The sequence below is a fragment of the Simiduia sp. 21SJ11W-1 genome (assembly GCF_024138675.1).
Lineage (GTDB): Bacteria > Pseudomonadota > Gammaproteobacteria > Pseudomonadales > Cellvibrionaceae > Simiduia.
The window spans coordinates 1,457,501-1,469,384 of record NZ_CP090959.1; the positions used below are offsets into that span (position 1 = coordinate 1,457,501).

Genomic DNA, 11,884 nt, shown 5'->3' on the forward strand with positions numbered 1-11,884 from the left:
TAAGCTGTTGAAGGTGTGTTGTCAGGCATGCTGGAGGTATCAGAAGTGCGAATGCTGACATGAGTAACGACAAGGGGAGTGAAAAACTCCCCCGCCGGAAGATCAAGGTTTCCTGTCCAACGTTAATCGGGACAGGGTTAGTCGGCCCCTAAGGCGAGGCAGAAATGCGTAGTCGATGGGAAGCAGGTTAATATTCCTGCACTTTTTGTTACTGCGATGGAGGGACGGAGAAGGCTAGGCCATCACGGCGTTGGTTGTCCGTGTTTAAGGTTGTAGGCTGGGAATTTAGGCAAATCCGGATTCCTAAGGCTGAGAACTGATGACGAGCTCAATTTATTGAGCGAAGTGGTTGATGCCATGCTTCCAAGAAAAGCTTCTAAGCTTCAGGTAACAAAGAACCGTACTGTAAACCGACACAGGTGATCAGGTAGAGAATACCAAGGCGCTTGAGAGAACTCGGGTGAAGGAACTAGGCAAAATAGCACCGTAACTTCGGGAGAAGGTGCACCACTGACGGTGAAGGGCTTGCCCCGTAAGCTGTTGGTGGTCGAAGTAACCAGGCCGCTGCAACTGTTTATTAAAAACACAGCACTCTGCAAACACGTAAGTGGACGTATAGGGTGTGACGCCTGCCCGGTGCCGGAAGGTTAATTGATGGGGTTAGCTTCGGCGAAGCTCTTGATCGAAGCCCCGGTAAACGGCGGCCGTAACTATAACGGTCCTAAGGTAGCGAAATTCCTTGTCGGGTAAGTTCCGACCTGCACGAATGGCGTAATGATGGCGGCGCTGTCTCCACCCGAGACTCAGTGAAATTGAAATCGCTGTTAAGATGCAGTGTACCCGCGGCTAGACGGAAAGACCCCGTGAACCTTTACTGTAGCTTTGCACTGAACTTTGAACCTATTTGTGTAGGATAGGTGGGAGGCTTTGAAACCATGACGCTAGTTGTGGTGGAGCCGTCCTTGAAATACCACCCTGGTATGTTTGAGGTTCTAACGTCGGCCCGTTATCCGGGTTGCGGACAGTGCATGGTGGGCAGTTTGACTGGGGCGGTCTCCTCCCAAAGAGTAACGGAGGAGCACGAAGGTTGGCTAATCCTGGTCGGAAATCAGGAGGTTAGTGTAATGGCACAAGCCAGCTTGACTGCGAGACTGACACGTCGAGCAGGTACGAAAGTAGGTCATAGTGATCCGGTGGTTCTGTATGGAAGGGCCATCGCTCAACGGATAAAAGGTACTCCGGGGATAACAGGCTGATACCGCCCAAGAGTTCACATCGACGGCGGTGTTTGGCACCTCGATGTCGGCTCATCACATCCTGGGGCTGAAGCCGGTCCCAAGGGTATGGCTGTTCGCCATTTAAAGTGGTACGCGAGCTGGGTTTAGAACGTCGTGAGACAGTTCGGTCCCTATCTGCCGTGGGCGTTGGAGAATTGAGAAGAGCTGCTCCTAGTACGAGAGGACCGGAGTGGACGAACCTCTGGTGTTCCGGTTGTCATGCCAATGGCATTGCCGGGTAGCTACGTTCGGACGGGATAACCGCTGAAAGCATCTAAGCGGGAAGCCTCCTTCAAGATAAGTTCTCCCTGAGACTTTAAGTCTCCTAAAGAGCCGTTGAAGACTACGACGTTGATAGGCGGGATGTGGAAGTGCTGCGAGGCATTGAGCTAACCCGTACTAATTGCTCGTGAGGCTTGACCATATAACAGAAACGATTGTGTTGACTGACACGAAAGTCTGTTTGATTGGCCAACGATCTGAAGAAATACGTAACAGCCGAAAGGCAAAGCAAATGAAGTTGAACACGTGTGTTGACCACCGTTCATCCAGCAAAGATTACAACTTGATCACGGTAATTGCTCCTGCATTACCCTGATTCCCTCCATCCCTGGAGGTCATTTACCACCCTATTTGGTTCAGTGAAGAGGCCCTGATAACTCAGGTAAGACCAGCCACAGACCAAACCAGTTTGCTTGACGACCATAGCGAGTTGGAACCACCTGATCCCATTCCGAACTCAGTAGTGAAACGACTTAGCGCCGATGGTAGTGTGGGGTTTCCCCATGCGAGAGTAGGACATCGTCAAGCTTCTAAATTAAAACGCCCTGTAGGTTATCCTGCAGGGCGTTTTTCTTTGTCTGGGATGTAGGTGGGCAATGTCCTACTCCCACCTGGGGAAAGTCGGAGTGCCGCACCACCCTCTCTTTACCTGGCCGAATAATGCTCCTGCATGTTCGGCATTCCCGCCATCCTTGGCGGTCATGGGGCCGCTCCCGAGGCGTCGGACCGGCGGTCCGGCGACCAGCATAGCTGGCCGCGCGAGCCAGCGCAGGTTGCTGGTCGCAACCTAAACGCGCCCGGGTGGCCGTCCCGTCTCGCCCCCATGCGAGAGTAGGGTGAGCCATGGTCGGAATGCCGCATCACGCGCAGCGACGCAAACCGAAGTGTCGGAGCAAACAATTTGCGAATGGCGAACGCCCAATGCTAGCATTGGGCCGGGCCGGCGACAGCCGGTCGTCAAGCTTCTAAAAAACAAAACCCCCGCTGGATTCCAGCGGGGGTTTTGTTTTTTGTGAACACGATTTCTTATTTTCACTAAATACCGGGCCCATGCGACCTAGCCTGTGCTGCAAGCGGATGGCCGCACCTCGCCGGCCGCACCGCACGGCGTAGGGGCGCGTCAGCGTCGGTGTGCCGCATCACGCGCAGCGATGATTCGCCGTTGCTCGGCTCACCCTTCGGGCCAGCTAAAGCTGTTCTCCTGCGCTGCGCTTGTAGTGCGAGCGCTGCTCGCAACCAACTGTAGGACATCGTCAAGTCGCAGCGGCGAACCGATCTAAATCAAAACGCCCTGTAGGTAATCACTCGCCCTTCCTTGGGCTCGGCCTTCGGCCAGCTAACGCTGCGCTAATCGGCTCCTGGCCGATTAGTCCTGCAGGGTGTTTTTCTTTGTCTGGGATGTAGGTGGGCAAATGTCCTACTCCCACCTGGGGAAAGTCGGAGTGCCGCACCACCCTCTCTTTACCTGGCCGAATAATGCTCCTGCATGTTCGGCATTCCCGCCATCCTTGGCGGTCATGGGGCCGCTCCCGAGGCGTCGGACCGGCGATCCGGCCGTCGGTGGAACCTCCGGCGCTTCGCGATGGAGGCTGCTAGTCGCAGCCTAAGCGCATCGCTACGCCCCCATGCGAGAGTAGGACATCGTCAAGCTTCTAAAAAACAAAACCCCCGCTGGATACCAGCGGGGGTTTTGTTTTTTTGGAACACGATTTCTTATTTTCACTAAATACCGGGCCCATGCGACCTAGCCTGTGCTGCAAGCGGATGGCCGCCCCCGGGTGAGAGCGTGCCGGTAGCTGGGTCGGACATGGTTGCATAGATAGCGGCTCGCGCTGCTGGCGACTAGGGCTGGCTAGGGTGTGCCCTTGGCTTGAAGGGTTGGCGCCAAACTTTAGTAAAACCTGCTAAAGGGCGGTGTCAGCAAAGCCCACCGATCGCGCATATAGATGCCGCACACCTTAAAACAAAAAAGCCCAACCGGCTGGCGGTTGGGCTTTGCTTTTACTAGAGGCCAGAGACTAGAAGTCAGGCCCCGATAGTTTTCACCCTGCTTGGGTAGCGGGTTTCTCGGGGAGAATATCCATCACATTCGATAGCGTGTGTTCGGCAAAACCTGCACCCGCCTGTGCGTAGTAGTTGAATACAACATTTGCCCCGGCCCGCTTCATTGCTTCGCGTTCATCGTCGTACTTTGCTACTGCGGCAACTTTGCCTTGATAACCTGATGCGCGGAGCTGATTTACTGCATCAATCATTTCAGACAGTGACGGCATGGTAAACATCACGAGTTTGTAGCGGGTATTCTTTAGCCCTTCCCAGAAGTCGGCATCTTCTGCATCGCCATAAATTACTTTTCTGCCGGAAGCTGTGTGCTTTTCAATTTTCTTTTTATCTGTATCTACGCCACACACTTTCAGGTTGTATTGCGAAACAATCGTATCGTAAGCACCCGATCCCACTCGGCCCATGCCGACTATGAGTACATCAACCGAGCGTGCGGGGCATTGCGGATCGTCGTCGGTTACGAGATCTCGCTCAAAACGTTTCAGCCTGTCTTTGAATCGGCTGTATAGCGTATGTGAGCGGTTATTAACAAGTGTCGAGAGTGCAAAAGACAGAGACACGGCAATCGCGAGTGTGGCTAGCCAATCTTCGCTTAGCCAGCCAAGTTGCAGTGACAAAGTGGCTACAATCAGGCCGAATTCGCTGTATTGGGTAAGGGCGAGGCCTGCCAGTAACGCGGTACGTACACGCATTTTGTAGCGCGACAAGATATAAACAAAGGCCATACCTTTAAGCGGGAGCAGTAAGCAAAGCAGTAGCGCGATGCCTAACATTTCCAAGGTCGGGCTGGCAGAGAGGCCAATATTCAGGAAAAAGCCAATCAGGAAGATGTCTTTAAAGCTGATCATAGACTTGGCAAGTTCGCCAGACTTTTTGTCTCCGCTTAGGAGCATGCCGAAAATCAGTGCGCCCAAATCCGCTTTCATGCCCACAAGTTCGAATAACAGGCTGCCCGCAAAGGTTAGGATGATGCCGGAAAGAATCAGTATTTCATCGTGGCCGCTGGCTTTGAGAATGTAGCTAAATAATGGCCGGGCGAAAAATAGCAGTGGTAAGAGCAGGGCCCACAAGGAAGGAATTTTGCCGGTGGAAACTGTTAAGAAAAGTACCGCGATAATATCCTGAACAATGAGTATGCCCACAGCCAGCTGCCCGTGACGTACGCGAAACTCGCCTCGTTCTTCCAGCATTGCAACGGCGCATACGGTAGAGCTGAAGCTCAAGGCAAAGGCAATAAGGGTGGCTTGCTCCCAGGTTACATCACTCACCAAAGGCAGCCCAAGTACGCCTAGAAATAGCACAAACGCGAAGGTGACCGCGCCAAATACCAGACCGTGCTGAATGGTTGAGCGGTAAATTTCAGGTTTGAACAAGCTTTTCAAATCTAGCTTCAAGCCGATGATGAACAACATTAACGCAATGCCGGTGTCGGCAATGGTGGTAATGGCATCGGTGGATTCAAAGCCCAGGCGGCCCAGTGCAAAACCGGCAATCAAATAGCCAACCAAAGGTGGTTGGCCGATTTGCCGTGCTCCAAAACCAAAAGCGAAGGCTGCAAGAATGATAAGGCTTTCCATAGTGTTATTGGCTTCTTATGGGTTGTGCTAAGTAATTTCGGGTGTATGTACGGCACGTACGGTGGTGGTAAGGCTGCCGTCTGCGAGGGTTATTTCTACGGTGTCGTTAATATTGACCTGGGTGCTTTGGGTGATAACAGCCTTTTCTTTGGTTGTGGCAATTGCGTAACCGCGCTGCAGTGTTTGCAGCGGGCTTAGGTTGTTCAGGTTATGTGCACTGTTTTGCAGTTTAGTTTGCTGCCGCTCAAGCTGCTGTTTAATTGACTTGGCGGCTTGTTGCTGAAGGCGCGCCACTTGCGTGGCTGACTCGGCAATATCTTTTTGCGGGCTGGCCTTAAGGAGCCGTAAGGTGGCGCCAGTTAAACGTTCCTGTGCGCGGGAAAGCTGGCGGCTGGGGTGTAAGCGGGTCAGCTGATGGCGAATGTTCGCTAGCCGTTGTTGGCCTTTATTTATAGGGCCAAGGGTTGCAGCGTGCAGCCTTGCGCCAATGATGTCTAGCGTTTGGGCTTTTTGATCCGTGCTTGGGCGGCAGCGTTGTAAGCGATGGCTTAGAAAACCCAGGTGCTTTTGATGGCCGGAGAGTAGATTGCAGGTGAATTTATGAAGGCGTTGGTCAATTTGTGTACACCTTGTCAGCCATTCATCTATGCTCGGCGAAAGTAGTTCCGCGGCCGCTGATGGCGTAGGCGCGCGCACATCGGCGGCGAAGTCTGCAATGGTGGTGTCGGTTTCATGGCCAACACCCGTAATTACGGGCAGTTCACTATTGACGATGGCGTGGGCGAGACTTTCATCATTGAATGCCCAAAGGTCTTCCAGTGAGCCGCCGCCACGGGCAAGCAAGATCACATCAAACAGCTTGGCGCGGTTCGCCCGCTCTATGGCCTGAATGATTTGCCCGGAAGCGGCGTCACCTTGCACGGCCACCGGCAGGAGCGTTAATGGCTGGCCGGGCCAGCGGCGCTCAAATACCGACAATATATCCTGCAGGGCCGCACCTGTACGGGAGGTTATGATGGCGATGTGCCGGGCTGGGCGCGGCAGCGGGCGTTTGCGCGCGGCCTGGAATAGCCCCAAGGCATCCAGTTTGTCACGCAAGGCGTCAAAGGCGCGCTGGAGCGCCCCTAGGCCCGCATCTTCCATGTGTTCAACAATCAGTTGGTAGTCGCCACGGCCTTCGTACAGGCTGACTCGGCCCCTGATCAGTACCTTCATGCCGTTGGCGGGTGCAACCTTTGAGAACTGCCGCCGGTTTTTGAACATTGCGCAGCGTACCTGCGCGCCTGCATCTTTTAACGTGAAGTAGCAGTGTCCAGAGGCAGGCTGCGCCAGATTGCTGATTTCACCCTCAATCCAGGCGAGCGACAGGTGTGTTTCCAGCAGCTGCCTGGCTTGGCGGTTAAGTTGGGTGACTGTCAGGATCTGGCGCTCGGGGGCGGGCATGGTACTGTCCTATGGGTGTGTGCGGCCTGAGGCTTATAGGCGCGAACTATAACGATTTGCAGCTATGAGGGCGAGCTTTGCTTGGAGAGGTCACCGGCCTGTCATGGGCGGGAGTTAAGTTATTAGTTAAGTTCCCAGTTTACCCCTATGGGCCTAGGCGTTATAATTCGCCGTTTACCTTCTAGACCTTCTATTTACCTAGGTTGGCTGCAAACTATGTTGCGAATTGCGCAGGAAGCTTTAACTTTTGATGATGTTTTACTGGTGCCCGGTTACTCCGACATCACCGCCAAAGACGTCTCCCTGAAAACACAATTAACCCGTGGCATTCAGTTGAATATCCCGCTGGTGTCTGCGGCGATGGATACCGTCACCGAGTCGCGCCTGGCCATCGCCATAGCCCAAGAGGGTGGTATAGGAATTATCCATAAGAGCATGTCCATTGAGCAGCAGGCTTTGGAAGTGCGCAAGGTCAAGAAATTCGAAGCGGGTGTCGTGCAAGATCCCATTACCATTGATGCCAATGCGACCATTGCCGAGCTAGTGGCACTGACCCGTGCCAACAACATCTCGGGTGTGCCGGTACTGGAAAATGGCGACCTGGTGGGCATTGTTACCGGGCGTGACGTGCGCTTTGAAACCAGCATGGAGGCCAAAGTGGCCACCATCATGACACCAAAAGATCAGCTGGTGACTGTGCAAGAAGGCGAAGCGCCAGAAGTTGTGCGTGGCCTGTTACACAAGCACCGCATTGAGAAAGTGCTGGTGGTAAACGACAAGTTTGAACTGCGTGGTTTGATTACCGTAAAAGATATCAGCAAGGCTGAAAACTTCCCCAGCGCCTGTAAAGATCCGGCCGGCCGCTTGCGCGTAGGTGCATCAGTGGGCACCAGCCCCGATACCGATGACCGCGTAAAAGCACTGGTAGATGCCGGTGTGGATGTGCTGGTGGTAGACACCGCCCACGGCCACTCCAAAAACGTGTTGAACCGCGTAAGCCGCATTAAGGAAATGTACCCAGAGATCCAGGTAATAGGCGGCAATATTGCGACTGCTGAGGCCGCCAAAGCCTTGGTGGCGGCGGGCGCAGATGGCGTTAAAGTAGGTATTGGCCCTGGCTCCATTTGTACTACCCGCATTGTGACCGGCGTGGGTGTGCCGCAAATTTCAGCCATTGCCAATGTTGCTGAAGCACTGAAAGGCACAGATGTGCCGGTAATCGCAGACGGCGGCATCCGCTTTTCGGGCGATATCTCCAAGGCCGTTGTGGCCGGTGCCCACTGCATCATGATGGGCTCGATGTTTGCCGGTACCGAAGAGGCGCCGGGCGAGGTGGAACTCTACCAAGGCCGTACTTATAAGTCTTACCGTGGTATGGGTTCACTCGGTGCCATGGCGCGCACCCAGGGCTCTTCTGATCGCTATTTTCAGGATGCCAGCCAAGGTGCAGAAAAGTTGGTGCCCGAGGGTATTGAAGGGCGCGTGCCCTACAAAGGGCCCTTGTCTGCCATTGTGCATCAGATGATGGGTGGGCTACGCTCGGCCATGGGCTACACAGGTTCCATTGATTTGGGCACCATGCGCAATAAACCTCAGTTTGTGCGCGTCACCAGTGCCGGTATGGGCGAAAGCCATGTGCACGATGTGAGCATCACCAAAGAGGCGCCCAACTACCCGGTGGGTGGCCGCTAGCGCAACGCAGTTTTGACGTCACAGTGATCGGCCGAGGCCGGTCACTTTTGTTTTTGGGGTTTGAAAACCCTTAGCCTTTGATAGCAAGAGTTGTCTTTACTCATGAGCCAAGATATTCACGCACAACGCATTTTGATTCTCGATTTCGGTTCGCAGTACACCCAGTTAATTGCACGTCGCATTCGTGAAATTGGTGTTTACTCCGAAATTCGCGCCTTCGATATGACCGACGAAGAGATTCGCGATTTCGATCCCAAAGGCATTATTTTGTCGGGTGGCCCGGAATCTGTAACTGCCGGCGCCTCACCGCGTGCTGCAGATCTGGTGTTTAACCTGGGCGTGCCGGTGCTGGGCATTTGCTACGGTATGCAGACCATGGCAGAGCAGCTGGGTGGCAAGGTGTCCACCAGTGACGTGCGGGAATTTGGCTATGCACGGGTGAAGGTACACGGCAACAGCGCACTCCTGCACGATATTAAAGATCACCTGGCAGACGACGGTGCCGGCCTGCTGGATGTGTGGATGAGCCATGGCGATAAAGTCATCGGTATGCCCAAAGGTTTTGAGTTGATGGCCTCCACAGAGTCCTGCCCAATTGCGGGTATGTACTGCGAAGAAAAAGAGTTCTACGGCGTGCAGTTTCACCCTGAGGTGACTCACACGCTGCAGGGTAAGCGCATTTTCGAGCACTTCGTACTTGAGCTCTGTGGCTGTAAAGCGCTTTGGACGCCGGCTAACATCGTAGAAGATGCCATCGCGCGTGTGCGCGAGCAGGTGGGTAGCGATAACGTATTGCTTGGCCTTTCAGGTGGCGTAGATTCCTCTGTGGTTGCAGCCCTGCTGCACAAAGCCATTGGCGATCAGCTTACGTGCGTATTTGTTGATAACGGCTTGCTGCGCAAAAACGAAGGCGATCAGGTTATGGACATGTTCGCCAAGAACATGGGCGTGAAAGTGATTCGCGTAGACGCAGAAGAGCAGTTCTTATCGCGTTTGAAAGGCGTGAATGACCCTGAGCAAAAGCGCAAAATTATTGGCAACACGTTTATTGACGTATTTGACGCCGAGGCCACAAAGCTCAAAGGCGTTAAGTGGTTGGCGCAAGGCACTATCTACCCCGATGTGATTGAGTCTGCCGCCAGTAAAACCGGCAAGGCGCACGTGATCAAATCACACCACAACGTGGGTGGCCTGCCAGAGGATATGGCGTTCGAATTGGTTGAGCCATTGCGCGAACTCTTCAAAGATGAAGTGCGAAAAATCGGCCTGGAATTGGGCTTGCCCTACGACATGGTTTACCGTCACCCCTTCCCGGGCCCGGGCCTTGGTGTGCGAATTTTGGGTGAAGTGAAAAAAGAATACGCCGATATATTGCGTGAGGCAGATGCAATCTTTCTGGAAGAGTTACACAAAGCAGATTGGTATCACAAAACCTCGCAGGCCTTTGCTGTTTTTCTGCCAGTAAAATCAGTGGGTGTGGTGGGTGATGGCCGTCGTTACGAGTGGGTGGTGTCGCTGCGGGCCGTTGAAACCATCGACTTTATGACAGCGCGTTGGGCGCACTTACCCTACGAATTATTAGAGACTGTTTCCAATCGCATTATTAATGAAATCTCTGGTATCTCAAGGGTGGCTTACGATGTTTCAAGCAAGCCGCCAGCGACCATCGAGTGGGAATAATGCCTTTTTAAAGGCTTGATTTTAGAAGCCCCGCTTAAGCGGGGCTTTTTTTATTCCTTTAACACGTGGTTTCGCGAGCACATACGAAGGAAGTTCCCTTAATAAAAACCTGCGCTCTGTCACCGGAATCCGTTATACCTAATGGTTAGTAAGCGCGTGGACCTTCTCCGCTAGAATGTGTGAACAAGCTTCGTTTGCGCATCGAAAGGGGGCGCCATGAAAACCAATCGTGATCGCTTGGGTGATTTATTAGTTGATCGCGGAGTCATTACCCGCGAACAGCTGATTGAAGCCATTGCTGAACAGCAGCGCCGGCGAGAACTGGATAAGTGCACGGTCAAGCATGGGCGCCAGCGCCACGTATTGGGTGATGTGCTGATTGATCTTGGTTATGTCACGCGCTGGCAGCTGCGCCGGTCATTGAATTGGCAATTGGTGTTGCGGCGCGCTGCGATGTTGGTGGCACTTGCGTCGCCGGTTATGTCGGTTACGGCATTCTCGGCCCCCAAGCATGATAAAAACATCGAATCCAATGAAAAGAATAGAGGCCGCTGGGCAACGCCTGCACCCACACCTGAGCCCACGCCTGAGCCAATACCCGAACCTACACCCGAGCCCACTCCAGAGCCTACACCCGAGCCCACACCTGAGCCCACTCCAGAGCCTACACCCGAACCCACTCCAGAGCCTACACCCGAGCCCACACCTGAGCCCACTCCAGAGCCTACACCCGAACCCACTCCAGAGCCTACACCCGAGCCCACACCTGAGCCCACTCCAGAGCCTACTCCAGAGCCTACTCCAGAGCCTACTCCAGAGCCTACACCCGAACCCACTCCCGAGCCCACACCGGAACCTACGCCTGAGCCCACACCCGAGCCTATAGCTGGGCCAGTGGACGTGAGCGGCCCGGTAACGGTAAATTGGAATACGCCAACCCAGCGAGAAAATGGCGAATATCTGGATGTTTCGGAAATCGGTGGTTATGAGGTGCGCTATCGCGTGGCAGGCGATACAGATTTCACCTATGTGACGGTGGAAGATGGTTATGCCGACTCTTTTTTCCTGGGCGATTTTTACGGCACCTATGAGTTTGAAGTGGCGGCATATGATGTAAACGGTTTGTACAGCCAGTTTGTGCCCGCGAAGGTTAATATTTAACACGTATAAGTTGGCCTTGGCGGTTAAAAGGTAAGCCGTGCTTTGGTTGCGTATTTGCAGGGCTAGCTTTTTCCAGGTGCCTTAGTTGCGTGGTGGCAGCGGTTGTATGCCCGTCAAAAACCTGTTTATCCTCCACACTGTGCGCCATTTGGCGCCTTATCAGGCCCCGGAGTGCTAGCATGTGAGTGCCCGTAGCTGAACGCTACTGTTCTGCGCAGTAAGGGCAATAATAACGACACGTGGCTGAACCAGAGGATTTAAGATGGCCTTCTTACAACATTGTTTAAACGGCGCCTTGGTGGCGCACTATGTGGTAGATGGCCCCTTGCGTATTGGCCGCAGTACAGAAAACGACATAGTGCTGGAAGATGGCACTGTATCAAGCCTACATGCAGAGATTATGCTTACCGATGAGGCCCAGTTTGCGTTCAAGGATCTGGGTAGCACCAACGGTGTGAGCCTTGAGGGTAAAAAGTGCGCAAGCGGTATATTGGCAGAGGGGCAGTGGCTTACTGTGGGTTTGCACGAATTTACCCGTGTAGAGCACTTGCCCGCCGGTATGGAGCAAACGCTGAAAATAAAGAAAAGCTGGATACCCGGGGTTTATTACACCACTGAAAAATAAAGGTAAACTGCACCCTTTATAACAATAAGCGGCCTTTGTTTTATGCTCGCGCCTTGGCGATTTTTCACTCAATTTGGTATTGC

6 protein-coding genes and 2 rRNA genes (1 of these 8 only partly in view) are annotated in these 11,884 nt (G+C 53.6%); 6 read left to right on the top strand and 2 right to left on the bottom strand.

Features of this window, described 5'->3' with window-relative positions; genetic code table 11:
- Together L1F30_RS06495 and rrf are read left to right on the top strand one after the other, a co-directional pair.
- Positions 1-1,701 (top strand): 23S ribosomal RNA (locus L1F30_RS06495) (it extends 1,185 nt beyond the left edge of the window).
- 270 nt (positions 1,702-1,971) lie between these two features.
- Positions 1,972-2,087 (top strand): 5S ribosomal RNA (gene rrf, locus L1F30_RS06500).
- Between the two features lie 1,514 nt (positions 2,088-3,601).
- On the opposite strand, the gene L1F30_RS06505 is transcribed toward rrf, so the two are convergent.
- Positions 3,602-5,200 (bottom strand): cation:proton antiporter family protein, encoded by a 1,599-nt coding sequence (locus L1F30_RS06505; RefSeq protein WP_253360844.1) that lies wholly within the window; start codon positions 5,198-5,200, stop codon positions 3,602-3,604.
- 27 nt (positions 5,201-5,227) lie between these two features.
- A complete protein-coding gene (gene xseA, locus L1F30_RS06510) occupies positions 5,228-6,643 on the bottom strand; it encodes an exodeoxyribonuclease VII large subunit (RefSeq protein ID WP_253360845.1) in 1,416 nt (471 codons plus the stop codon).
- 216 nt (positions 6,644-6,859) lie between these two features.
- Between xseA and guaB the strand changes: the two genes are divergently transcribed.
- The 4 genes from guaB to L1F30_RS06530 all read left to right on the top strand — a co-directional run bounded on the left by guaB (position 6,860) and on the right by L1F30_RS06530 (position 11,801).
- Complete coding sequence (gene guaB / locus L1F30_RS06515; protein ID WP_253360847.1) at positions 6,860-8,335, top strand: IMP dehydrogenase; 1,476 nt, start codon at positions 6,860-6,862, stop codon at positions 8,333-8,335.
- Positions 8,336-8,437: 102 nt separating this feature from the next.
- Positions 8,438-10,015: a glutamine-hydrolyzing GMP synthase gene (gene guaA / locus L1F30_RS06520; protein WP_253360849.1), complete on the top strand. Its 1,578-nt coding sequence runs from the start codon at positions 8,438-8,440 to the stop codon at positions 10,013-10,015.
- Between the two features lie 216 nt (positions 10,016-10,231).
- Positions 10,232-11,176, top strand: coding sequence for a fibronectin type III domain-containing protein (locus L1F30_RS06525; RefSeq protein WP_253360851.1), 945 nt, complete (start codon positions 10,232-10,234; stop codon positions 11,174-11,176).
- A 262-nt stretch (positions 11,177-11,438) separates the two neighbouring features.
- Positions 11,439-11,801, top strand: coding sequence for an FHA domain-containing protein (locus tag L1F30_RS06530; RefSeq protein ID WP_253360853.1), 363 nt, complete (start codon positions 11,439-11,441; stop codon positions 11,799-11,801).
- Positions 11,802-11,884 lie beyond the last annotated feature (83 nt).

Bases quoted from the DNA above. Each gene is read 5' to 3' on its own strand.
- guaB (WP_253360847.1), top strand. From the start codon at position 6,860: ATGTTGCGAATTGCGCAGGAAGCTTTAACTTTTGATGATGTTTTACTG.
- guaA (WP_253360849.1), top strand. From the start codon at position 8,438: ATGAGCCAAGATATTCACGCACAACGCATTTTGATTCTCGATTTCGGT.
- L1F30_RS06530 (WP_253360853.1), top strand. From the start codon at position 11,439: ATGGCCTTCTTACAACATTGTTTAAACGGCGCCTTGGTGGCGCACTAT.
- xseA (WP_253360845.1), bottom strand. From the start codon at position 6,643: ATGCCCGCCCCCGAGCGCCAGATCCTGACAGTCACCCAACTTAACCGC.
- L1F30_RS06525 (WP_253360851.1), top strand. From the start codon at position 10,232: ATGAAAACCAATCGTGATCGCTTGGGTGATTTATTAGTTGATCGCGGA.
- L1F30_RS06505 (WP_253360844.1), bottom strand. From the start codon at position 5,200: ATGGAAAGCCTTATCATTCTTGCAGCCTTCGCTTTTGGTTTTGGAGCA.